This is a genomic window from Longicatena sp. 210702-DFI.1.196 (genome assembly GCF_020563125.1).
GTDB lineage: Bacteria > Bacillota_I > Bacilli_A > Erysipelotrichales > Erysipelotrichaceae > Longicatena > Longicatena caecimuris.
The window spans coordinates 36,169-59,560 of the sequence record NZ_JAJCPX010000007.1; the positions used below are offsets into that span (position 1 = coordinate 36,169).

Sequence of the window (23,392 nt, forward strand, 5' to 3'; positions counted from 1 at the left end):
CTCTTTCCTCCTTCATCTATCATTCAAAATCTAAACTATTATGGTGAATAACCTTTTGATACCAATAGAAAGAATCCTTCCGATATCTATCATACGTTCCATTGCCGTAATCGTCAACATCCACATAGATAAAACCATAACGTTTTGACATTTGTTTTGTGGATTCACTGATTAAATCAATGCATGCCCAGGATGTATAGCCCATCAATTCTACACCATCTTCTAAAATCGCATCCAACATACATTTAAAATGTTTTCGATAATAATCAATGCGATATTCGTCATGTACCTTTCCATCTATCAGCTCATCTTTAGCTCCTAGACCGTTTTCCACGATAAACAAAGGTTTACGATAGCGATCATACAGTTCTACAAGTGAAATACGAAGTCCGATAGGATCAATCTGCCAACCCCATTCACTAGAAGGAAGATATGGATTCTTCAATCCCATAACCGTATTCCCAGCGGTTTTCTCAATACCTGTTTCATCCTCAGCAACACAACTTGACATATAATAACTAAAAGATACAAAATCAACTGGATATTTTTTCATGATTTCATCATCTCCTGCTTCTTTATGGATATGAATATCATGATTTTTATAATAGCTTAATAAGTAGGATGGATATTCTCCAAATACCTGTGTATCGGAATAAGCATAAATATTACGCATCATTTGTTGTGATTTTAAAATATCTTCAGGTTTGCAAGTCATAGGATAATACGATAATTTCGTAATCATGCAGCCAACTTTTGCCCCCGGTATAATTTCATGACAGATCTTTGTTGCCAAAGCGCTTGCTACAAATTGATGATGCATTGCTTGATAACATACTTCTTCAAAATTTTTATTTGGAAAGCGATCCTTAATTAATCCACCGGTTGTATAAGGATGACGAATAATACTGTCAACTTCATTAAATGTCAGCCAATATTTTACTTTATTTTTATATCGCTCGCAAATTGTACGAACATAGTTCTCAAAGAAACCGATCACTTCTCGAGAATACCATCCATCATAAGATAAGGTTAGATTTAAAGGAGGTTCATAGTGAGACATGGTTACAAGCGGTTCAATGTTATATTTTTTTAATTCATCAAATACATCATCATAGAACTGCAATCCTTCTTCATTTGGCGTTTCATCATCACCATTTGGAAAAATTCTGCTCCATGCAATGGACATACGAAATACTTTAAATCCCATTTCTGCAAACAGCTTAATATCTTCTTTATAATGATGATAAAAATCGTTTCCATGGCGTTTTGGATAATTTACCATATCTTCAGGATGTGCTAATGCTTCTTCAATATCTTTTGATGTAATTTCATTTTGTTTCTCATAATTTTTCACATCAACATCAAACTTTGCTCGTGCACAATCTGAAACGCTCCATCCTTTTCCCCCTTCATTCCAACCGCCTTCCATCTGATTCGCAGCTGTTGCGCCTCCCCATAAAAATCCTTCTGGAAATGTTCTCATGTTATTTCTTCCTTTCTGTCATCATCATGATCCCACTTGGATCCATTTGTCCTTTTCCTTTTACAAATATATCATAAGCAGCAGTGTTTGTTACAATGATTGGTGTTGTTACATCATAACCTTCACTTTTAATTTTCTCTACATCAAATTTTAACAAGAGATCCCCTTGCTTTACATGATCACCGGCTTTTACACATGCTTCATAATATTTCCCATTTAATTCAACGGTATTTAAACCAACATGAAACAATAATTCCGTTCCATTCGTTGTTTCCATACCAATAGCATGTTTTGTATCAAATACCATTTTTATGGTCCCTTCACATGGAGCATACAATTCACCGATTTCAGGAATCATAGCAATTCCATCACCCAACGCTTTTTTAGAAAACATCTCATCATTAACACTTTCTAAGGCAATCACATTTCCTTTTAAAGGTGCCTGTATTGTGTTGATTTCATCATTATTTTCGGGTGTTTCACTATTTGCTTCCTCTTTCCAAAGAAAGAAAGTTATAACGAAAGATAAGATAAAGGCCATAACAAATCCAATCACACCATATATGAAATTCATGCCATTCTTTGGATCGATAAACATCGTGATATTCGCAAGTCCAGGTCCTGCAATAACAAAACTTTTTAATAATACAAATCCACAGAAACCTCCGGTGATAAAGCCACTGACAATCACACTGATTAACACTTTTTTATTTAATAATGTTACACCATATAATGCAGGCTCAGTAATTCCCATTAAAGCAGAGATGCCGGCTGATGCAGCAACAGACTTTTTCTGCTGATCTTTCGCCTTGATTGCTACCGCAAAGCAAGCTCCTGATTCAGAAATATTGTGAGCTAAAGAAGCTGGAAGATACATCATTTCATAACCTAAATTACCATAAGTCGATACGGCATATGGTACCATAGCTTTATGCATACCGGTTGCAATCATAAATGGTAAGATACCTGATAATAAAGCAATGCCTAAGAATCCTAACTTATCATATAAGAACAGAATTGCAGATGTTAGATATTCTCCCAATGTATATCCTAATGGTCCTAATACCAAGAATGCCAAGGGAATCGTAATTGCTAAAGCTACCATAGGAACAAAGAATACTCTAATTGCTTTAGGTGAAATTTTGTTTAAACCTTTTTCTAACACACCTAAGCATAATACAGTAAGTATTGCCGGAAACACCTGAGAGTTATAAGCAACATTCTTTACCGTAATACCAAAGATTTTAAATCCTTCTGCAAGTAAAGCGACATTATTAGGCAGTAATAAAACGCCGACGGCAGCCAAAGCAACAAGTTTGTTTGTATTCATTTTGGTTGCTGTGGTTACAGCGACCATTAAAGGTAAAAAGTAGAACGTCGCATCTGAAATAGAAGATAAGATTACATAAAACCCATCACTTGCCGATACAATTCCTAATGTAGATAACAGGATCAAGATAGATTTTAATACACCAGCTCCAGCAATAGCTGGTACAAGCGGCTGGAAGATGCCAACAATAAAACTTAACAGGGTATTGCCAAAACTTTGTTTTTCCGTTTTTATCGATTGCTGTTCTTGCGGTTTACATAATTTCATCAATTCGTTATACACTTCAATAACGGCATTCCCTATAACGATTTGTACTTGAACGTTTAGAATAACGCCAATCACACCGGGAACCTTTTTCAGATTTGCTTCATCAACTAAGGTTTGATCTGCTACTGTAAAACGAAGGCGTGTGGAACAATGTTCCAAATTTACAACATTTTTTTCACCTCCGATATAGGTTAAAATATCGGCTGCACTTTTTTTATAATCCATTTTTTTCTCCTTCCCATGTACGATGCAATTTTTGGCCAAAAAATAAAGGCAGGATCTACAATACATCCAGACAAACATATTTGCCTTCTGGATATTGTAAGATCCTGCCTGCATTACCAGTTACATGTCTTATTACGCATATAAATATAGCATGCTGAAAGCGCTTTGACAAGAGGTTTTTGAATTTTTTTATTTATTCACTTTATTTATAATATCAATTTGATTGTTAAATCGATTAAATTACTTTAAGATATGCTTTTAATCTTATTGCAAAGAATGCTTCCATTTCGCATCTGTATTTTCTTAAGTAAGCGAATTTTGTTAATGTATATACAACTTCTTGCGGCTAGTATGAATGCTAATTTTATATGAAACGTAAACATAAGTCTTTCCTTGATTTCTATAAAGCACAAATAGAAAAAACAGGCATTTTTATAAACACCTGTCAACATTTTAATCTTCTAATACCTGAATACATATTCCTATCGTTCCCGGACCCGTGTGCACACCAAGGGCCGGAGATACTTGATCACTGACAAATACATCCATATGAGGTAGCTTCGGAAGCAAATCTTGCTTAATTTCCTCACATAATGCAGCAGCATCACCATGCATAATGGAGACATTATATTTCTTATGATTACCGGCAAATTGCAAAGCCAATTCTTTGGTCTTGGATATGGATTGCTTTCTTCCTCTTACCTTTGCTACCGTATAATACACACCATCTTCATTACATGATATAATTGGCTTTAAATGTAAGGCATTCCCAAATAATGAGGCAACCAGGCCGATTCTACCACCTTTTTGCAGATATTCTAAAGTTTCCACAACAAAGAACACCTTACAATTCATTACTTCTTTTTCTAATTTCTCACAAATTGCTTGATAACTCATGCCGGCTTCTAAATAACGAGCCGCTTGAATGGCATGAAATCCTGATCCGATGGAAATATTTTTTGTATCCAACACAAAGAACTCCAATCCTTCATAATTTTTTGCCAATAAATTGATCATATTATTCGTGCCACTTAAGCCACTGGATATCGTAACAGCAATGACCTTTTCATAACCATCTGCTTTTATACGATCAAGTATCTTCTGAATATGTTCTCCAGAAGGTAATGATGTCTTAGGGATTTCCTTTTCTAAACCACGGTATACTTCTTCAGCGGTAATATCTACACCATCCATATATTCACGATCTTTATATAATACCTTTAAAGGAATAACATACATTCCATATTTATCTACGAATTCCTGCGGTACATTACAACAGCTATCCACCAGAATAGCAATCTTTTCTTTATTCATGAACTTTGAACCTCCATTTATATTTCAAATTGAAATACGATTGTTACATACATAGTATAGTATAATTCTTATAATTAGTCAATCTAGTTTCTATAACTAAATGAATTGTCCATATGAAGTAAATGTACCTTTCTTTTTTCTTGTTTCTTCTTCATGATCCATAACTGCTATCATCCGCACACAAAAAAAGCTGTCATCTTTAAGACAACAGCTCATTTCTTATCAAAATTATTTATTCAATGCTTCTGATACAGCTACAGCTACAGCTACGGAAGCACCAACCATAGGGTTGTTACCCATACCGATCAGACCCATCATTTCTACGTGAGCAGGAACACTTGAAGAACCAGCAAACTGAGCATCAGAATGCATACGTCCCATTGTATCTGTCATACCGTAAGAAGCAGGACCTGCAGCCATGTTATCTGGATGCAATGTACGACCTGTACCACCACCAGATGCTACAGAGAAGTATTTTTTACCCTGTTCGATACATTCTTTCTTATATGTACCTGCAACTGGATGCTGGAAACGTGTTGGGTTAGTAGAGTTACCAGTGATAGAAACGTCTACACCTTCGTGATGCATAACAGCAACACCTTCACGTACATCATCTACACCATAGCAGTTAACAGCAGCTCTTTCTCCATTAGAGTAAGCTTTTCTGTAAACTTCTTTTAATTCACCTGTGAAGTAGTCAAATTCAGTTTCAACGTGTGTAAATCCATTGATACGAGAAATGATCTTCGCAGCATCTTTTCCTAAACCATTCAGGATAACGCGCAGTGGTTCTTTACGAGCCTTGTTAGCGTTACGAGCGATACCGATTGCACCTTCAGCAGCAGCGAAACTTTCGTGTCCTGCCAAGAATGCGAAACATTTTGTGTTGTCATCCAACAACATAGCAGCCAAGTTACCATGTCCCAGACCAACCTTACGATCGTCTGCAACAGATCCAGGAATACAGAATGCCTGTAACCCTTCACCTAATGATTTCGCTACTTCATAAGCTGTTTTATCACCTTTTTTGATAGCGATTGCTGCACCGGCAATATATGCCCAGCATGCATTTTCAAAACAAATTGGCTGAATGCCTTTTACGATGTTGTATACATCAACACCTAAATCATCACACAGTGTTTTTGCTTCTTCGATGGAAGAAATACCATATGAGTTTAATACTTCATTGATTTTATCAATACGTCTTTCGTATCCTTCAAATAATGCCATGATTTTTCCTCCTATTCGTGTCTTGGGTCGATGTACTTAACAGCATCTGCATAACGACCATAAGTTTTCTTTGCATTGTTCAGAGCTTCTTCAGGGTTAGTGCCCTTTTTAACAGCGTCCATGAATACACCCATGTTTACGTATTCATAACCGATGATTTCATCATTTTCATCAAGACCCATCTTTAAGATATAGCCTTCAGCTAAGTCTAAGTAACGAGGTCCTTTTAATTTTGTTGAGTAAACCGTACCAACCTGAGAACGTGTACCTTTACCTAAGTCTTCCAAACCAGCTCCAACTGGAAGTCCGTTTTCAGAGAATGCAGACTGTGTACGTCCATAAACGATCTGCAGGAACAGTTCACGCATAGCTGTGTTGATAGCATCACAAACTAAGTCTGTATTTAATGCTTCAAGCAGTGTTTTACCAACGATAGCCTCACTAGCCATAGCTGCGGAGTGAGTCATACCGGAACATCCTAATGTTTCAATCAGTGCCTCTTCGATGATACCTTCTTTAACGTTCAGTGTCAGTTTGCAGGCACCCTGCTGTGGAGCACACCATCCAATACCATGTGTCAAACCTGAAATATCTTTGATTTCTCTGGAGTTTACCCATTTTCCTTCTTCAGGAATAGGTGCACAACCATGGCTTGCACCACACTTAACAGTGCACATGTTTTCAACTTCTTTTGAATAAATCATGTCATTTCTCCTTTCTCGCATAATCCATGAAAGATTTACCATAGTGCTACTTTAACGCTTGTGTAGCTGTCTTGACAATGTCATTTTCCTCTATTTAAAATAACATCATCGAGGACGTTTTCCCTACGAAATTTCTATTTGACAATATCTTCACAAGAAATGTCGTCCTACTTCATTATTTTAATTCTTTTCCTATTTTATGTCAACATAATTAGGCCTTTTTATCCTTACAGAAAGGGTGTAAAAAAGCGTTCCAAAAGGAACGCTTCCCTAAATTATAGCTCATGAACCTGCCTGCTTTGATACCATGCAATCGTTGCCCTTAGCGTGTCCTTCATACTTCTTGGTTGATAATCCAACTGTGTGGTAGCATGTTCATGTGAAAAGCGCACATTTGATGCTAAAGTATAAAGAGAATATGGAGTATATAATGGGCGCTGATGGCGCAATTTTGCATATCCTGAAATTATAGGGGCAAAGGCTTTTGCCACCCACATAGGTAACATAAACAGTGCATCTTTTCCACATAAAGAGGCGGTTATATCTAGAATATCGGATATCTTATAATATTGATTAGATAAAATATAACAATCTCCTTTTTCTCCATGTTCTAAAGCCGCAATACATCCTTTCGCGACATCTCTGACATCAACAAAGTCGTAACCACCAGAAACACCAGCCAGCAATTTTCCTTCCAGATAATCGCTTATCATCTGCACTAAATAATTGTTCTTGGTTCCATATGGCCCTAAGATACCGGAAGGATGAACAATAACGGCATCCAAACCATTGGCAACCTCATCCATGACCAGTTGAGATGCAAGTGCTTTTGTTTTGGCATATCCACCTTTTACAAGGGACGCATCAAAGTGATGCACCTCAGTAATTATTTGCGGATACGTTTTTTCGGGTATAGCATGTACAGAGCTGGTGTATAAGAAACGCTTTATATGATATTGCTTTGCGAATTGCAGCATCGTTTTTGTGCCTAAGACATTCACATCATAAAGTTTAGTGGATACTTTTCTTTGAATATCAACAATCCCTGCGGCATGCAATAGATACACTTCTTTATCTTGTAAGTTCGCAAAAAAGGGAAGCAAACTATCCGATTCTAAGACATCTCCTTTATAATAATGTACATGACTATCATCAGTTGCATGATCCTGCGGCATGATAAGCGCACGTATTTCATAAGATGTTTCATGAAGTTCCTGCAGGATGGCTTTTCCCAAATGTCCGTTTGCTCCTGTTAGTAAGATTGTTTTTTTCATAAACTCACACTTCTTTCCATCATTTTCTGCGCCAACCTTTACGGTATGTGAAAAACGAAATGAAGTTGTGAATATGCAAATCTCTCTCTTATATTATAACGCTATGAAAAGCACTGTACTACTCTTTTACAATGCTTTTACAAATCCTACATTTTCTCATGCGATATTGCATCAGAAAATCATATTTCAAATGTTTCAGATGAAAAATTACTATAAAACCGACCACTTTCTGCCGTAAAACGAAGCACACAATAATCAGGATCACTTACACCTTGCGGATAATACATCGTATCGTTTTCTTGCCAGATCATTTCTTTCGAAACGGCATCTTCCAACACTTCCATTTTTCCTATCAGCATGACACCGCGAAAAAAACGTTTATCACAAAAATAAATACACGCTTTATCATTCTTTCGATACTGCTCTACACGCATCGAAGATGTATTGGTTGTAAAATAGAACACTTTGATACCTTCTCTTTTACGTGGCGGCAACATCGCCTTCGTGTTAGGAAATCCTTTCTCATCAACTGAACTGATGAAAGATACACTTTGTTTATCAATTAGGTTCCCGATCGTTTTTACTTTATCGCGCATACATAACGCCTCCTCATATATCTACACTTTACCTGAAAGTCATTTGTTAAGCAATCGTTTTATTGCTTTTCATAAAATCAATCTTCTTTCATGAGGAAGATTCGCATAAATCTATTTTACATCAAAAGAGGAAGATGCAGTTCTTCGTTCATATACCAGATCAACGATACCGTTATAGCTTTGTGTATGCAACAAAGTTAATTTTCTTTCAATATCCGTGTTATGAAACAATCGTATGCCTGTACCTAGAAGAGTAGGAATAACATTGATATGATATCGATCAATGCTGTCGGCTTGCATGATTTGATTCACAATGGATGCACCACCACAAATCCAGATATCTTTTCCCAGTTGTGTTTTTAAATGTCTTATCAATGCCACAGGATCTTCCATAGTGAACCTTATCTTTTCAGTAGACGCTTCAGTTTGATGTGTAATGATATAACTGGTAAGAGTAGGATATATCCATTGTTTTGGTGATATTTCAGTACGTAGCTGATGATACGTATTTGCCCCCATAATGACAGTATCTACACCTTGGATAAAGGTTTCATATGTAATCATATCATTTTGATTGGCATCCTCCCCTGCTAACCAAAAAACTTTGCCATTTTTATCAGCGATGAATCCATCTAAACTCATAGCGATAAAAAGAATTGTTTTACGCATAACATAACCGCCTTTCATTGTCTTTTCTAGTATGGCAAATTATAGGCTGTTTATAAGGTGATGGATGATAATGTAAACAACATATTAAGGAAGCTGTTCTTCTTTTGGATTTCCATAAGCAAACATTAAAGGCTTGATAAGTCACATTATTTTAAGCTTTTTCATCAAAGCTATCGGTTCCCTTACAATTTAAAAAAACGATATCTTACATATCCATTACGGAATCAACATATCGTTAACCTTATATATGGTGGAGGTGGCGAGAGTTGAACTCGCGTCCAGAAACAGCCCCACGTACAGACATCTACAGTTTAGTCCATTACCAATATTCAACAGGTAACAATGGACAGCTCCTATTGAAGGTGTTCAATTTATTTTCGTGATCAATCCCTTGAACTAGAATTGAACCTTATCCTTCGTGAATGAGATGCTCATCTAGTATGCCAAAGGACAACATACTAGCGGCAGCTGCGAACCTATGTCGGTTATTAAGCAGCAAAAGCCATTCTCTGGTTTGCACCAAAGATGTTAGCTAATTTAGTTTTTCCGTTTAAATTTAATTGGTTATTACGTAACCACTCGACTGCCGTCTGTACCAAGCGTATCCCTGTCGAAACCAGTACACCCCCGGTTTTAGGTAGTTGTAGTTTACCACAAAATACCGCAAACTACAACTGTCCTAATATTGGTTTTTTAAAGCTTTTTCAATTTCACGTTTCGCATCTTTTTCTTTCTGAACATTTCGCTTATCATGCAAATCTTTACCTTTTGCTAAGACAATTTCCATTTTAGCTTTTCCCTTTTCCAAATATAATGAGATAGGAATCACCGTATAGCCCTTTAACTTCACCTTTTGTTGCAGCTTTATAATTTCACTCTTATGCAGCAACAGCTTACGGATACGCGTTTCATCGTGATTAAAACGATTGCCGAATTCATATTCCGGGATATGCATTTCTTTGATAAAAGCCTCATTGTTCGTAAAACTGATATATGCATCTTTGATCTGGGCATGCCCCTTACGAATCGCTTTAATTTCCGTACCCTGTAACACCAAACCGGCCTCAAAACGATCTTCCAGAAAATATTCGTGGGATGCTTTCCGATTAAATACGATTACTTTTCTACCAGCTGTCATAGCTTCACCTCTTTAGTTTATGTCAAGGAACAAAAGATATGCCTTTAACGGCCCCTTTTTCCCCTCTTTTTTGTTAACAATGCAAAATCAACTTCACGTTTAAACCGATTTGCATCAATACATCTAACCTGGACTTTTTGTCCCATGCGATACACATTTGCCGTATGCTCACCAATTAGACTGTGACTCACTTCATCATAATGATAATAATCATCTTCCATGGATGAGATATGCACCAAGCCTTCTACCGTATTATCCAGCTCAACAAACATTCCAAACTTAGTAATACCACTGATGACTCCTGCAAAACGCTGTCCGATATAGTTTTCCATATACTCAGCCTTTTTCATATCATCTACGGTTCGTTCGGCATCCACAGCATTACGCTCACGCTCACTTGCCTGAATGGCTGCCTGTTCACACCATTGTTCATCCTGTTTCATTTTATCTACATCTTCAGATGATGTAAAGATATATTTTCGCAGCATGCGATGTACGATCAAATCCGGATAGCGGCGAATCGGTGATGTAAAATGCAAATACTCCTTTAAGCCCAGTCCGAAATGTCCCAAACAACGATTATCATAGCGCGCTTTCTGCATGCTTCTTAACATGAAACTGGATAACACGAAATAATTATCCTGTCCTCTGGCTTCATCTAATAAAGCCTGTAGCTGTTTTGGATGTACGTCTTGGATACCTCCCTTAAACGTATATCCCAATGTTTTCGCAATACGTGCAAACTCCCGCATTTTCTTAGGTTCAGGAGCTTCGTGAATACGATACATCGATGGCGTTTCCAGCCATTTCATATGCGTGGCTACAGTTTCATTTGCCGCTATCATAAAATCTTCAATGATGCGCTCTGCTTCTCCACGCTCACGTAAGACGATATCTTTTGGTTTCCCTTTTTCATCAACCAGAATTTTAGCCTCTCTGCTATCAAAATCAATGGCGCCAAGTCCTTCTCTGCGTCTGCGAATGATTCCAGCCAAAACCTTCATATCTAAGCACATCTTTAACAAATGAGGATAAGCTTTTTGTGTTTTAGCATCACCGGATAATATCTTATTCACATTCGTATAGGTCATTCGCTCATTGCTATTGATCACACTAGGAAAGATACGATAATTCATTACATTGCCTGTACGATCTATTTCCATCATACAAGTTATGGTTAAGCGATCCACATGGGGATTTAAGGAACAAATGCCATTGCATAACGCGTGAGGCAACATCGGTACGACGCGATCTACCACATATACTGAAGTCCCCCGATGATAAGCCTCTTTATCAAGCGCCGTATTTTCTTGTACATAATAGGAAACATCCGCAATATGCACATAAAGACGATAGCCTTTTTCTATCTTCTCAATACTGATGGCATCATCTAAATCTCTGGCATCTTCCCCATCTATAGTAATTGTCAACAGCTTACGCAAATCCTCACGATTCTTCAATTCATTTACGTCCACTTCTTCTTTTATGCCAGCTACTTCTGCTTTCACTTTTTCATTGAATTCAGGAACGATATCTTTTTCAAGTAAGATACTTAAAATATCAATCCCCGGATCATATTTATAACCGATTTCCTTTTCAATATGACATTTTAAAACCGTTCCATAACTATCAATATGAAGCAGAACTTTAGAATCATTCACCAATTTAAAATCATCATAATTCGTAATTTTGATTTTACGATTGTTTAAATAAGAATCAGGTAAGAAATACTTTGATCCTTCTTTGATTTTTACTACCCCCACGATATGCGTGACGCTATGTGAAATGACTTCGACCACTTCACCCTCTACACTTTTATCATTATTGGTCCATGTTCTGGCATATACAACATCTCGATCCATACCGAAACCCAATCGTTCTCTGGCTATATAGTAACTGTCATCCGCTGTTTCCACAAAGCCAAAGCCTTTCGGATTTATACGCAGCGTACCACTCACATACCCTAGTTTTTCACTAAGGAAATAGCGATGTCGCTCATCTCTGGCAATAATACGTGCAGCTTCCAAATCGTTTAATAATTTCATCAATTCTGTGAAGGCAACACTATCTTCCATTTGGATCATCCTGGATAATTGTTTCACATCCATACCACGATAATCGTTTTGTTTGATCAGGGCGAGTAGTTCTTCTTTTTTGCTCATTATTTGCCCTCCTTTTCATTATGAACTTATAGTTATAGTATACCATTCCACGCTTATTTCATAAATATGATAGCGCATTTTATCTAGATCTTAACAATTTGCGGAACTTCATAAAAAAAGACCTTGCACGGTCTTAGTCTAAAATACGGATAATTATAACAAGAGCGAAAAAGATAATTCCTGTTACCATAGTAACATTAGATATGATTTTTTCAGATCCTCTTTCTTTGACATTGGCAAACAGATTCAATCCATCACTTCCACCAAATGCACTTCCAAGACCATCTGACTTTCCGCTTTGTAATAAGGAGAGTATTATCAAAATGACCGATGCAATCATTAATAGTATTTCTAAAATGCCCATGATAGTCCTCCTTCCTATTTCTCGATACCTTACTAGTATAGCAAACAATGCTAATAATTACAATATTGTTTCGAAAATATTTAAGATACATGCAAGCAAGGGCAGATTGTTTCATGAGAAATGCTCACATACGTGATATCACACATTTCTTGTTTGAACGTAATGAACTACCAGATACTACAATAAGATAACATCTAAGAACGCTTTAAAGGAAAGGAACACTGTTTAAGAATTCATGATATCCTTTCGCAGTGTTCCATTAAGTACTTATTTAATGTTTGTAAATATTATAGAAGGCAGATTTCCCAGGAAATACTGCTACATCACCCAACTCTTCTTCAATACGAAGCAATTGATTATATTTGGCAATACGATCAGTTCTTGACATAGAACCAGTCTTAATCTGACCGGCATTGAATGCCACTGCAATATCGGCAATCGTCGTATCTTCAGTTTCACCGCTTCGATGGGATACAACTGCCGTATACCCATGTTTCTTAGCCAGCTCCATAGCATCAAAGGTTTCCGTCAATGTGCCAATCTGGTTTACCTTGATCAAAATGGAATTAGCGATATCTTTATCAATACCTTCCTGTAAGATTGCCGGATTTGTTACATATAAATCATCACCAACCAACTGGATTTTCTTGCCTAAATGCTCCGTCAGTTTCTTCCAGCCATCCCAATCACGTTCGCCTAAGCCATCTTCAATCGAAATAATCGGATATTTTTCTACCAGTTCATCATACCAGGCAATCATCTCATCGGTTGTTTTAGAACCCTGACCTGATTTTTTCAAATCATACATTTTCGTTTCCGTGTTGTAGAATTCACTAGCCGCAACATCCATAGCAATGCAAATATCTTCTCCGGCCTTATAACCAGCAGCTTTGATTGCCTCCATAATAGCTTTCAATGGCGCTTCGTTATCTTCCAGATTCGGTGCGAAACCACCTTCATCACCAACAGCTGTTACTTGGCCTTTTTCCTTTAATACTTTTTTCAAGGCATGGAAAGTTTCAGCACCCATTTGAATTGCCTCTTTCATACTTTTAGCACCAACCGGCATAATCATAAACTCCTGGAAATCTACCGAAGAATCCGCATGACTTCCTCCATTTAAGACATTCATCATTGGCACTGGCAATGTTTTCGCATGAATACCGCCTAAGTAACGATATAATGGCAATCCATAAAAGTTAGCCGCAGCATGGGCAACCGCTAAGGAAATACCTAGGATGGCATTTGCACCATATTTAGACTTATCCTTTGTACCATCAGCTTCAATCAAAGCTTTATCAATTGCCGCCTGATCAGTAACATCCAAACCAATCACCACATCTGCCAAGATTTCATTCACATTGTTTACGGCAGTCATGACACCTTTGCCATTAAAGCGATTCTTATCACCATCGCGTAACTCTAAGGCTTCACGCTCTCCGGTGCTGGCACCACTTGGTACAATGGCACGGCCAAATGCTCCACTGACCGTTTCCACCTCAACTTCTATGGTAGGATTTCCTCGAGAATCGAGAACTTCTCTTGCGTGTACATCAACAATAACAGACATAATTTTGTCCTCCTTTATTATCTATTCTCAGTATAACACCAGGAACTGTACAAAGAAAGAAGTTTGCTCAATCTAACTAAATTTCACATATTTCTATAACAATTCCTGTAAATCATCTACGATATGCGTAGGATGAATACCTAATCGATCAATATCCTCTCTTTGATGAACGCCGGTTGTCACAAAAATGGTTTCAACCTGATTGCGTACACCTAACAGAATATCTGTTTCCAGATTATCACCGATGAGTATCACATCCTCTTTCTTTTTATGTAAAAAGTCTAAAGCTTCTTCCAAAATCGTATCATGAGGCTTACCAATTTTGGGACTTTTTTGTTGTGTTGCATATTCAAACATAGCCACAACAGAACCATTTCCAATGGAAAAACCATCCGGCTGTGCCAGTATGCGATCATCATTTGTCCCAATCAGCTTGGCGCCATTTAAAAGCAGCTTTAAAGCTTTGGAATATTTTTCATAAGTTCCGGAAGTATCTAAGCCGACAAAAACAAAATCAGCGTTTGTATCATCAATGGTAAACCCTTCATCCTCCAGAGCTTCTCGTAAACCATCCTGTCCGATATAATATGCTCTTCTGCCTTCATAATGCTTACGGGCATAGATAGCTGCAGCCATAGCACTAGTGAAAAAATGTTCTTCCTTGATACCGCAATATCCCATGCGTTCCATATGTTCTACATTTTGGCGTTTTGTGCGTTTGGCATTATTCGTTAAAAAGTAAAATTCTTCCTTGCGTTTGATTAATTCATGAACGAAGTGCATAGCACCTTCGATCAATAAAGTTCCCCGATACATTGTTCCATCGAGATCAATTAAATACGTTTTCTTCATCTTATCCCTGCTTTCTTACCCATAATAGTAAAGCATATCCTACTGGGAAAGCAAGCGTTATCTGTTTCTGCTGCGTGTTTTTCGTTTTCCTGGATTGATTAGAATCATACCTGCAAGAATCAGTCCTACCGGCCAGTAGTGTTCTGCTATGTAAGAAAGGTAACCATATAATTGCTGTTGATTGATGCTTGGCTCAATCAGCAGAAGGATGCCACTGATACCCAGAATGATTCCAATGCGTTCCCTCATATTATCACTTCCTGCTTACAGTATAGAAAGACATTACTGCTAATTTTGTCAGATTGCGGAAGAAAACCATTTTTTTATGTTTTTATCAAATTTATCAACAGGTTACCATCTTTAAACCGTATCATATACTACCCATATATTGTGATTCACTTATTATAAACGGCTGACATCTTATGTTTTGCTTTGCATGTTTATCCGCTTTGTTATACAACAAAGCCATTTTCATCCAAATAAAAAAAGCCTCAAAACCAGATTGGTTTCAAGACTATTTACATCTGTTTTACAGCTCTACTTTTTCTAAGTCACCATAACTGATTTCAGTTGGCGTTTCACGTCCAAATAAAATCAATAAGACGATAGCTGTTTGGGAATCCTCGTGTAACTCTTCCACCGTTCCTTCGGAATTCGCAAAAGCACCACTTAAGATACGAACACGATCTCCTACAGCAAAGTCAATCTGTACTTTACGCTCACTCATGCCAAGACGTCGCAGAATTGCTTCCATTTCATCTTCGGCAACAGGGAAAGGCTTAGCTCCACCACCACTGGATCCGATAAATCCGGTAACTCCCGGTGTGTTACGTACAATATACCATGCCTCATCTGTCATGATCATTTCTACGAATAAATAGCCGCTGAAAGGATTTTTGGTCTTTTCAACTTCTTTGCCATTTTTATATTCGATCTCTTTTTCCTCTGCTACAACGATGCGAAACAGAAAATCCTGCAAGCCCATGGTTTCAACACGACGCTCCAGATTTTCCTTAACACGGTTTTCATGTCCGGCATATGTATTTACCACATACCATTGTTTTTTCTGTTCTTCTGCCATGTCTTGCCTCCTACATTCCAATTAATTTCAAAAAGCCGGATGATGCAACCTGACATAGGAAGAAAAACAATCCTAAAACAGCTGTAAATGCGATGACCGTCGCACTGTCTTTTGCCAAATCTTTGCCCTTCGGCCAGCGAATTCGTTTCATTTCGGTTAAAATACCATTAATACTGAACCACTTCATAAGAAACCTCCTTATTTTGTTTCTTTATGTATCGTATGCTTGCCACACTTCTTACAAAACTTTTTCAATTCAATACGCTCATTATGCGTTTTCTTGTTTTTTGTAGTTGTATAGTTTCGAGAAAGACATTCGGTGCAGGTGAGAATTACTTTATCGCTCATGAAAAAAACACCTCTTTCTTTGCTTATTAACTTTATCATAAAGTCTTGTCTTAGTCAATTCCATCTTTTTGCTTACGCAGTTTTCGCACCATATAATCTATGGTATTACGCGATAAATGCATCTTTTCCGCAATTTCTTTATAAGTATATCCCTGCATACGCATAGCAAGGATTTGATATTCCCTCTCTTTAAGAATAACTTTTGATTCGCTTAACAGCTGTCGCAATTGTTCATTCTGCAGTTCTTTTTTGGCATGTGGAAATGCTTCATTTCCTTCCCTGAGATAATGACCACTTTCATCACAGACTTCAAATCCATATAACATAGTAAATTCATCTATATGACTCTGATAGCGCGCTTGCTTTTTCACATAATCAAGAATTACATGCTTCACAATTTTCATGTAATAAGTAGCAAAGGAGCTTTGTTTATCCATCTGATAGGAGTCAATTGCTTCTGCAAGTTTAATCATGCACAATTGATATAACTCTTCACGATTTCGCTGATTCATCCCAGTGCTATGCTGATGAATCATTCGCCAAACTTTTACGCTATAGTTCTGTATGAAAAGATGCAATGTGACATCTTCCATTTGCCGATACATATAAAGAAGCTCATAATCATTTTTACGATTGGTGTTTTCCATAATACCCTCCTCGTGAGAGCATGGAAAAGGATTACGTTATTTATCATATACGATATACAATAGGACATACTTCTTCCTGCATGCTATTGAAGTAAGTATTTATAAAGGATGTCTTTGGTTGTAGATTTCATACAACAAAATGCCGCAGGCAACACTGGCATTCAAACTGGTTACAACCCCTTCCATAGGAAGTCGTACACAATAATCACAGTTTTTCTTTACCAAAGAACTGATGCCAAAGCCTTCACTACCCACAACTATTACGAGTGGTACATCGTATTGCCCTTCGCGATAATCGCGAGAATTTTCGAAATCAGTACCAACAATCCAAAACCCCTGTTTCTTTAAATATTTAATGGATTGTGCCAGGTTTGTCACCATGGCGACCTTTACCGTATCAATGGCTCCGGTACTGACTTTTGCCACCGTCGGGGTTAAGCCAACATTGCGATGTTTACCAATAATGACACCATCCACCCCAACACAATCACAGGTACGTAAGATTGCTCCCAAATTATGGGGATCTTCCAAACCATCCAACATCACGAACAAAGGCATTTTACCTTTGGGTATGCTTTCTAACAATTCCAATAATTCATATGTCTTATAGTCATCAATTTTTGCAGCGATTCCCTGATGATTTCCCTGTAACATACCATCCATTTTTTTACGCGGTAAAATCTTACATGTGATCTTATGCTCCTTGATAAGCTTTTCTAAAGCTGTATCTCGCATACCTTCTGCCATTAGGATCTCATAGATTTTTTTATCCTCCTGCAGCAACTGTTTTACTACATTTTTACCATATACATATTGTGTCATTTTACATCTCCTAATGCAACAATGCGTTGCCATAGCTGTAAAAGCCGTTCTTCTTTTTTCATCAGATACAGCCAGCCAAAAACAGCTTCTAAGCCGGTAGCTTTGCGATAAGTGATAACATCCGCATTTTTTGCCTTACTTTTAGGATTGGTATTTCTGCCACGTAAGACAATAGCCCATTCTTCTTCTGTAAAAAAGCCCTCGGTTTCTAATTGATTCAAAAATCCTGCCTGTGCTTTGGCACTGACCCATGCCTCACTGAATTTTTGTAAGTCTTTGGATTTCTGATAACCTTTCGATAATAGCAGCTCTCTTACATACAGTGACATCACAGCATCTCCCATGTAAGCCAAGGAAGTGCCATTATACTCCTGTATTTCCATTACAGAATACCCTTTTCGATAAGGCGCGCACGATAGTCATCGGCCGTAGCAAAATCTTTTTCCTTCACTGCAGCTTTCCACTTGTGATGCAATTCTTTATCCTCATCGGATAAGATCAAGCGGTTATTTTCAATTCCTAACACATCCAACATCGTTTCCACTGTTTTGACAATTCTTTGCAAGAAAGTCAAATCAACTTCCCGCTGGCGAATCGTCTGATTTAAGACTTTCACTGTCTCAAACAAAGCTGCAAAGGCATTTGGCGTATTCATATCATCCTGCATTGCATCCATGAATGGGGTAAGCAAAGTATCTTCTGCTTCATCTGTAATCTCCACATCCGCAAGAGCTAGCTTTACATACGCCTGTTTTAAAGAAGTCTGTACCTTTTGCAATTCCTTCTTCGCTGTCTCAATGGCCTCTTCGTTAATATTCAGAGGGCTGCGATAGTGTGCCGATAAGAATACCCAGCGTAATACATTGCCGCCAATCTTTTCAATCATGTCTTTAGCCCAAATGACATTTCCTAGTGACTTACTCATTTTTTCACCGTCGATATTCACCATTCCATTGTGAATCCAATAGTTCGCAATCGGTGTTTCATAAGCCGCTCTTGATTGTGCAATCTCATTTTCATGATGCGGGAATTTCAGATCCATACCACCGCCGTGAATATCAATCGTATGCTCTCCATGAAATTCCTTATTGATCATGACAACACACTCTGTATGCCAGCCAGGTCTTCCAACGGACCATGGGGAATTCCATTGAATGCCCTCATCCGTACGTTTCCACAAGGTGAAATCCAAAGGATTTTCTTTCTTGCTGTTTTCATCGATACGCGCTCCCACCATCAAATCATCGATTTGTTGATTTGACAGCTTCCCATAGCTTTCCACACTGTTGACACGAAAATACACATCTCCATCAATTTCATAGGCATGACCTTTTTTCACTAACAGTTCAATAAAGGCAATAATGGCATCCATCGTTTCTGTAACCCTTGGCGCTGCATCTGGCATCATGGCATGCAATGCCAGACGATCATCGTTATAGGCTTTGATAAATTTTTCCGTAATCTCTTTTTCACTAACTCCACATTCTTTTGCGACTTTGATGATTTTATCATCTACGTCGGTATAATTTGACACCATTTTCACCTTATATCCTAATGCCTGAAACGTTCTTTTCAGTGTGTCAAAAACAACGATGGGGCGGGCATTTCCTATATGAGGATAATTATATACGGTAGGGCCACATACGTACATATTGACCTCATGTTCATGGATTGGTTTAAACTCTTCGATCGTCTGATTCATACTATTGAATAGCTTCATAACTTACCTCCTAGCAATAAAAAAAGCACTTCGACTGCAAAGACGCCTATCTTAGACGCGGTTCCACTTTGCTTGAAATATGCTTTTCCACTCTTCACGTATAACGCCGTGTCACGTATTTTTCTACTTATCGAAAAATCCCTCAAAGGGGCATTCCCTGTTACCTTATGCTTTCTGCTTCCACCATCCAGAAATCGCTATGCCACAATGGTATCAAGTACTCATCCTTTGTCATCAGTTTTTTATAGTATAACAAGCTTAAGGCCAGAGTTCAATACTAACTCTTCCCTTTTTGTTCATCTAAAAGCTTCGTAATATCTTTGAACTGTTCCAATAGATCTTCTTGGATGCTGCTTTCTTTTAGTTTATTCACATAGACAGCATCGAGTTCATCCAAATCATCAAGTTCGTTTGTTTCTCCTTCATCATTGGTATTTAATTTCATGCGTAATGCCATCCATCTCACCTCCGAATGCTTATAGTTTACACCTTTTCACAATATTTAAAAAGTGCTTTCCTCAACATTTATAATATTTATCATGGTTTTCATAGAGCTCTAATATGAAAACGCTAGTAGACAAGCTTGGCTCATATGTGTAAAAAGAAAAGAAGTCAACAAAAAAGGACTGCAGCATTAAGCCACAATCCTATTTAAGTTCTTACAATACTTGAATTAAGCTAATTCAGAGAAGTATTTGATTGTTCTAACCATCTGGCTAGTGTAAGAGTTTTCGTTATCATACCAAGATACAACCTGTACCTGAGTATTTCCATCTTCCATTTCGATAGCCATTGTCTGAGTAGCATCGAACAGAGATCCAAAACGCATACCGATGATATCGCTAGATACGATTGGGTCAGTGTTGTAACCGAAAGATTCGTTAGCAGCAGCTTTCATAGCAGCGTTGATTTCATCAACTGTAACTTTACCCTTAACAACAGCAACTAAGATAGTAGTTGATCCTGTAGGAGTTGGAACACGCTGAGCAGAACCGATTAATTTACCGTTCAGTTCAGGGATTACCAAACCGATAGCTTTTGCAGCACCTGTAGAGTTAGGTACGATGTTTACTGCAGCTGCACGAGAACGACGTTTGTCACCTTTTCTCTGAGGTCCGTCTAATGTCATCTGATCACCAGTGTAAGCGTGAATGGTTGACATGATACCGCTCTGGATAGGAGCTAAGTCATTTAATGCTTTTGCCATAGGAGCTAAGCAGTTTGTTGTACAAGAAGCAGCAGAGATAACTGTATCTTCTGGTTTCAATACATCGTGGTTTGTGTTGTAAACAACTGTAGGTAAGTCATTTCCTGCAGGAGCAGAGATAACAACTTTACGAGCACCAGCTTCGATGTGAGCCATTGCTTTCGCTTTTGATGTATAGAATCCTGTACATTCTAATACTACGTCAACACCTAATTCTCCCCAAGGCAGGTTTTTAGCATCAGCTTCAGCATAGATAGTGATTTCTTTTCCATCAACTGTGATTGATTTTTCACCAGCTACTACTGTATCAGCTTTTTCATAACGTCCCTGTGTTGAGTCGTATTTTAATAAGTGAGCCAGCATATCAGGAGAAGTTAAGTCGTTGATTGCAACTACTTCATATCCTTCAGCTCCAAACATTTGTCTGAATGCCAGACGTCCGATACGTCCGAATCCATTAATAGCAACTTTTACTGTCATCTTCAAAGTCCTCCTTTTAACACCCTTATTATACGTATTATCCTTTCTCTTGTCAATTGACAATTCTTTCACTTATACACTTTTTTACAGCCCTTCCCAAGCTTTTTCTGCTTGTTACAAAATTCCCATTTCTGCAAGCCTTTACATTCTTCGCTAACCTTGAAAACATGGAAATGGACAAGTGGATATGCACATAAAAACTTGTGTTTTTTCATTTCCATACATCGTTAAATACAACTATTCGTAAATATATCGTCTACGTCAAAGAAAGTTCTACATCCTTATCCATCTGCAAAATGATAGCCAATGTATCTTTCTCAATCAATTCACTGCGCCCATCCGCATAACGTCCGATATAATAATCATCCTGTTCTCCAATCGCAGCATAACGTGGTGTGATTTCATGCTTGCCATCCATGCTCAGCAATCCCATCTTTCCTGTTTTGCCATAACCCTGGCGTGTAAAGAAAGCAAAATGATTTTTATATAAGACTCCATACATAGATCCACTGCTAATGCCCGCAAACTGTGTTCGCTTCTTGCCTTGCAAATCATACACGGTAGATGTTGTATGCATTCCTTCCGTCAAAGGCGATTCCTTCACCAGTACCCCTTCCGGTTCACCATCCAAATACACAAAGCTTTCATCCACACCTCCTTGCAGCACCTTTTCTCCCTTCATATCGTACAGCGTACATACCGCATGTGTACAATGCTGAAACAGCCTGCCAACGCGTGACATTTCATCATGCGCCTTCCCCTGCTTTAGCGTTTCCCCTTTTTCATTGATCACCCGGCTAAGCCCTGCCTCACGCACAATGGCATACCCATTTTGAAAACCATCTCCATGACCTTTCACTTCCAAATATGCTTTGCCTTCCTTAGTAAAATACGCTGTCGTATCTTCTTTATCCACCCAAAAGCCTTTTTCATCGGTTCCGATAACCTTCATAGAAGCATCCTTTTGCACACGTGCAACACAAGGAATTAAGGTCTTTCCTTGTAATGTTAGGATGCCATAATGACCATCCTTCACCACTTGAAAGCCGACACCCTCTATATAATCGAAAGCATGAAAGAGATTTCCATCCGCATCCTTATCACAGGCATCATATAGAAACTGCACAACGACATCTCCACGTGTATTGATGATGCCACTTTTCCCATCACGCACTGCCTGATAATACCCACTAAATTTATCATTGAAAGAACCGTAATTCAAAGGACGCAGCTGCTCATACACAAATGCACTGCATGGTTTTCCTTCTTCATTCAAGATAGCGGCCAATCCATTCTTATACCCTATCGTATACGCATGTTTCGCATAGGTTTGAATATCCGGAAAACGCTTTATCTTATCATACAGGAACTTTGTTTTTTGATTACCCTTCGTATCAAAGATGGCACTTTTATTCCCCTGCTCCATCCATACAATCGGATCGTGGAATGATTGTTTCACCAAACGTGCATCTATCGTTTTATGTTTCTGGCCATCCTTATCAAACACCATCGTCTTTTCCTGTTTCCGAGCAAAGAAATATCCACTATCATAAGCATAGAGAATACGTTCATATTCCACAGGCAACAAGATTTGATTCTGTTTATCAATCACGCCATACTTGCCATCTTTTTGCGCAATATACACGTCTTTTTCCTGTGTTATCAAATCATATTCACAAGGAATCATCACTTGTTTTTGCTTATTCATAAAGCCATATTTCCCCTTTTGCTTCACTTTCATATATCCATCACTGTTCACATATCCCAAAACGATGGTATCCTTTTGCTTTACCTGCTTTTGTTTTGTACTATGCTGTTGACAGCCACACAACAATAACAAACTTAAAAAACACATCCCTATTTTCTTCATACCCGCTTTTCTCCTTTTGTTTATTGTAGCACATTTCCT

24 protein-coding genes, 1 other RNA gene and 1 other annotated feature are annotated in these 23,392 nt (G+C 38.0%); all 25 genes read right to left on the reverse strand.

Annotated elements, in window-relative coordinates; all coding sequences use genetic code 11:
• Positions 1-19: 19 nt before the first annotated feature.
• The 25 genes from LI241_RS04905 to LI241_RS05025 all read right to left on the reverse strand — a co-directional run bounded on the left by LI241_RS04905 (position 20) and on the right by LI241_RS05025 (position 23,353).
• The gene (locus LI241_RS04905; protein WP_008690640.1) at positions 20-1,483 is read right to left on the reverse strand and encodes a glycoside hydrolase family 1 protein; all 1,464 of its coding nucleotides are present in this window, start codon (positions 1,481-1,483) and stop codon (positions 20-22) included.
• Between the two features lies 1 nt (position 1,484).
• A complete protein-coding gene (locus LI241_RS04910; RefSeq protein WP_008690639.1) occupies positions 1,485-3,305 on the reverse strand; it encodes a beta-glucoside-specific PTS transporter subunit IIABC in 1,821 nt (606 codons plus the stop codon).
• Positions 3,306-3,758: 453 nt separating this feature from the next.
• A complete protein-coding gene (locus LI241_RS04915; protein WP_008690638.1) occupies positions 3,759-4,619 on the reverse strand; it encodes a DegV family protein in 861 nt (286 codons plus the stop codon).
• Positions 4,620-4,847: 228 nt separating this feature from the next.
• A complete protein-coding gene (locus LI241_RS04920; RefSeq protein ID WP_008690636.1) occupies positions 4,848-5,849 on the reverse strand; it encodes a GGGtGRT protein in 1,002 nt (333 codons plus the stop codon).
• 11 nt (positions 5,850-5,860) lie between these two features.
• On the reverse strand, positions 5,861-6,553 hold the full coding sequence (locus tag LI241_RS04925) for an iron-sulfur cluster assembly scaffold protein (protein ID WP_008690634.1): 693 nt from the start codon (positions 6,551-6,553) through the stop codon (positions 5,861-5,863).
• A 275-nt stretch (positions 6,554-6,828) separates the two neighbouring features.
• A complete protein-coding gene (locus tag LI241_RS04930) occupies positions 6,829-7,827 on the reverse strand; it encodes an NAD-dependent epimerase/dehydratase family protein (RefSeq protein WP_008690633.1) in 999 nt (332 codons plus the stop codon).
• Positions 7,828-8,006: 179 nt separating this feature from the next.
• Positions 8,007-8,423, reverse strand: coding sequence for a pyridoxamine 5'-phosphate oxidase family protein (locus tag LI241_RS04935; protein ID WP_008690631.1), 417 nt, complete (start codon positions 8,421-8,423; stop codon positions 8,007-8,009).
• Positions 8,424-8,534: 111 nt separating this feature from the next.
• Positions 8,535-9,092 (reverse strand): dihydrofolate reductase family protein, encoded by a 558-nt coding sequence (locus LI241_RS04940; protein WP_008690630.1) that lies wholly within the window; start codon positions 9,090-9,092, stop codon positions 8,535-8,537.
• A 248-nt stretch (positions 9,093-9,340) separates the two neighbouring features.
• Positions 9,341-9,721, reverse strand: a transfer-messenger RNA (tmRNA) gene (gene ssrA, locus LI241_RS04945).
• A gap of 50 nt (positions 9,722-9,771) precedes the next feature.
• The gene (smpB, locus tag LI241_RS04950) at positions 9,772-10,230 is read right to left on the reverse strand and encodes an SsrA-binding protein SmpB (RefSeq protein WP_008690629.1); all 459 of its coding nucleotides are present in this window, start codon (positions 10,228-10,230) and stop codon (positions 9,772-9,774) included.
• A gap of 44 nt (positions 10,231-10,274) precedes the next feature.
• The gene (gene rnr, locus LI241_RS04955) at positions 10,275-12,392 is read right to left on the reverse strand and encodes a ribonuclease R (RefSeq protein WP_008690628.1); all 2,118 of its coding nucleotides are present in this window, start codon (positions 12,390-12,392) and stop codon (positions 10,275-10,277) included.
• Between the two features lie 133 nt (positions 12,393-12,525).
• Positions 12,526-12,756 (reverse strand): preprotein translocase subunit SecG, encoded by a 231-nt coding sequence (gene secG, locus LI241_RS04960; RefSeq protein WP_008690627.1) that lies wholly within the window; start codon positions 12,754-12,756, stop codon positions 12,526-12,528.
• Positions 12,757-13,027: 271 nt separating this feature from the next.
• Positions 13,028-14,326, reverse strand: coding sequence for a phosphopyruvate hydratase (gene eno, locus LI241_RS04965; RefSeq protein ID WP_008690626.1), 1,299 nt, complete (start codon positions 14,324-14,326; stop codon positions 13,028-13,030).
• 93 nt (positions 14,327-14,419) lie between these two features.
• A complete protein-coding gene (locus tag LI241_RS04970) occupies positions 14,420-15,178 on the reverse strand; it encodes an HAD-IIA family hydrolase (protein ID WP_008690625.1) in 759 nt (252 codons plus the stop codon).
• 57 nt (positions 15,179-15,235) lie between these two features.
• The gene (locus LI241_RS04975) at positions 15,236-15,427 is read right to left on the reverse strand and encodes a hypothetical protein (RefSeq protein ID WP_008690624.1); all 192 of its coding nucleotides are present in this window, start codon (positions 15,425-15,427) and stop codon (positions 15,236-15,238) included.
• A 280-nt stretch (positions 15,428-15,707) separates the two neighbouring features.
• Positions 15,708-16,259, reverse strand: a complete 552-nt coding sequence (nusG, locus tag LI241_RS04980) for a transcription termination/antitermination protein NusG (RefSeq protein WP_008690622.1) — start codon at positions 16,257-16,259, stop codon at positions 15,708-15,710.
• A gap of 10 nt (positions 16,260-16,269) precedes the next feature.
• The gene (gene secE / locus LI241_RS04985) at positions 16,270-16,446 is read right to left on the reverse strand and encodes a preprotein translocase subunit SecE (protein WP_008690621.1); all 177 of its coding nucleotides are present in this window, start codon (positions 16,444-16,446) and stop codon (positions 16,270-16,272) included.
• A gap of 11 nt (positions 16,447-16,457) precedes the next feature.
• A complete protein-coding gene (rpmG, locus tag LI241_RS04990; protein ID WP_008690620.1) occupies positions 16,458-16,607 on the reverse strand; it encodes a 50S ribosomal protein L33 in 150 nt (49 codons plus the stop codon).
• Between the two features lie 50 nt (positions 16,608-16,657).
• Positions 16,658-17,254, reverse strand: a complete 597-nt coding sequence (locus tag LI241_RS04995) for an RNA polymerase sigma factor (RefSeq protein ID WP_008690619.1) — start codon at positions 17,252-17,254, stop codon at positions 16,658-16,660.
• 99 nt (positions 17,255-17,353) lie between these two features.
• Positions 17,354-18,076: a 23S rRNA (guanosine(2251)-2'-O)-methyltransferase RlmB gene (rlmB, locus tag LI241_RS05000; RefSeq protein WP_008690618.1), complete on the reverse strand. Its 723-nt coding sequence runs from the start codon at positions 18,074-18,076 to the stop codon at positions 17,354-17,356.
• Positions 18,073-18,459: a Mini-ribonuclease 3 gene (locus tag LI241_RS05005; protein ID WP_008690617.1), complete on the reverse strand. Its 387-nt coding sequence runs from the start codon at positions 18,457-18,459 to the stop codon at positions 18,073-18,075. The genes rlmB and LI241_RS05005 overlap by 4 nt, the downstream gene beginning before the upstream one ends.
• The gene (gene cysS, locus LI241_RS05010) at positions 18,459-19,796 is read right to left on the reverse strand and encodes a cysteine--tRNA ligase (RefSeq protein ID WP_008690616.1); all 1,338 of its coding nucleotides are present in this window, start codon (positions 19,794-19,796) and stop codon (positions 18,459-18,461) included. The genes LI241_RS05005 and cysS overlap by 1 nt, the downstream gene beginning before the upstream one ends.
• Positions 19,797-19,831: 35 nt before the next feature.
• Positions 19,832-20,040, reverse strand: a binding site (T-box leader).
• Between the two features lie 33 nt (positions 20,041-20,073).
• Positions 20,074-20,253: a hypothetical protein gene (locus LI241_RS05015; protein ID WP_008690614.1), complete on the reverse strand. Its 180-nt coding sequence runs from the start codon at positions 20,251-20,253 to the stop codon at positions 20,074-20,076.
• A gap of 216 nt (positions 20,254-20,469) precedes the next feature.
• Complete coding sequence (gap, locus tag LI241_RS05020) at positions 20,470-21,483, reverse strand: type I glyceraldehyde-3-phosphate dehydrogenase (RefSeq protein ID WP_008690611.1); 1,014 nt, start codon at positions 21,481-21,483, stop codon at positions 20,470-20,472.
• Between the two features lie 256 nt (positions 21,484-21,739).
• The gene (locus LI241_RS05025; RefSeq protein WP_008690610.1) at positions 21,740-23,353 is read right to left on the reverse strand and encodes a WG repeat-containing protein; all 1,614 of its coding nucleotides are present in this window, start codon (positions 23,351-23,353) and stop codon (positions 21,740-21,742) included.
• Positions 23,354-23,392: the final 39 nt, after the last annotated feature.

Excerpts from the sequence above, each read along its gene's own strand:
- nusG (WP_008690622.1), bottom strand. The coding sequence starts at position 16,259 with ATGGCAGAAGAACAGAAAAAACAATGGTATGTGGTAAATACATATGCC.
- eno (WP_008690626.1), bottom strand. The coding sequence starts at position 14,326 with ATGTCTGTTATTGTTGATGTACACGCAAGAGAAGTTCTCGATTCTCGA.
- smpB (WP_008690629.1), bottom strand. The coding sequence starts at position 10,230 with ATGACAGCTGGTAGAAAAGTAATCGTATTTAATCGGAAAGCATCCCAC.
- LI241_RS04940 (WP_008690630.1), bottom strand. The coding sequence starts at position 9,092 with ATGCGTAAAACAATTCTTTTTATCGCTATGAGTTTAGATGGATTCATC.
- rpmG (WP_008690620.1), bottom strand. The coding sequence starts at position 16,607 with ATGAGCGATAAAGTAATTCTCACCTGCACCGAATGTCTTTCTCGAAAC.
- LI241_RS04970 (WP_008690625.1), bottom strand. The coding sequence starts at position 15,178 with ATGAAGAAAACGTATTTAATTGATCTCGATGGAACAATGTATCGGGGA.
- secG (WP_008690627.1), bottom strand. The coding sequence starts at position 12,756 with ATGGGCATTTTAGAAATACTATTAATGATTGCATCGGTCATTTTGATA.
- cysS (WP_008690616.1), bottom strand. The coding sequence starts at position 19,796 with ATGAAGCTATTCAATAGTATGAATCAGACGATCGAAGAGTTTAAACCA.
- rnr (WP_008690628.1), bottom strand. The coding sequence starts at position 12,392 with ATGAGCAAAAAAGAAGAACTACTCGCCCTGATCAAACAAAACGATTAT.
- LI241_RS04925 (WP_008690634.1), bottom strand. The coding sequence starts at position 6,553 with ATGATTTATTCAAAAGAAGTTGAAAACATGTGCACTGTTAAGTGTGGT.
- LI241_RS04905 (WP_008690640.1), bottom strand. The coding sequence starts at position 1,483 with ATGAGAACATTTCCAGAAGGATTTTTATGGGGAGGCGCAACAGCTGCG.
- LI241_RS04930 (WP_008690633.1), bottom strand. The coding sequence starts at position 7,827 with ATGAAAAAAACAATCTTACTAACAGGAGCAAACGGACATTTGGGAAAA.
- rlmB (WP_008690618.1), bottom strand. The coding sequence starts at position 18,076 with ATGACACAATATGTATATGGTAAAAATGTAGTAAAACAGTTGCTGCAG.
- LI241_RS05025 (WP_008690610.1), bottom strand. The coding sequence starts at position 23,353 with ATGAAGAAAATAGGGATGTGTTTTTTAAGTTTGTTATTGTTGTGTGGC.
- LI241_RS04935 (WP_008690631.1), bottom strand. The coding sequence starts at position 8,423 with ATGCGCGATAAAGTAAAAACGATCGGGAACCTAATTGATAAACAAAGT.
- secE (WP_008690621.1), bottom strand. The coding sequence starts at position 16,446 with ATGAAGTGGTTCAGTATTAATGGTATTTTAACCGAAATGAAACGAATT.
- LI241_RS04910 (WP_008690639.1), bottom strand. The coding sequence starts at position 3,305 with ATGGATTATAAAAAAAGTGCAGCCGATATTTTAACCTATATCGGAGGT.
- LI241_RS05005 (WP_008690617.1), bottom strand. The coding sequence starts at position 18,459 with ATGGAAATACAGGAGTATAATGGCACTTCCTTGGCTTACATGGGAGAT.
- LI241_RS04995 (WP_008690619.1), bottom strand. The coding sequence starts at position 17,254 with ATGGAAAACACCAATCGTAAAAATGATTATGAGCTTCTTTATATGTAT.
- gap (WP_008690611.1), bottom strand. The coding sequence starts at position 21,483 with ATGACAGTAAAAGTTGCTATTAATGGATTCGGACGTATCGGACGTCTG.
- LI241_RS04975 (WP_008690624.1), bottom strand. The coding sequence starts at position 15,427 with ATGAGGGAACGCATTGGAATCATTCTGGGTATCAGTGGCATCCTTCTG.
- LI241_RS04915 (WP_008690638.1), bottom strand. The coding sequence starts at position 4,619 with ATGAATAAAGAAAAGATTGCTATTCTGGTGGATAGCTGTTGTAATGTA.
- LI241_RS04920 (WP_008690636.1), bottom strand. The coding sequence starts at position 5,849 with ATGGCATTATTTGAAGGATACGAAAGACGTATTGATAAAATCAATGAA.
- LI241_RS05015 (WP_008690614.1), bottom strand. The coding sequence starts at position 20,253 with ATGGCATTACGCATGAAATTAAATACCAATGATGAAGGAGAAACAAAC.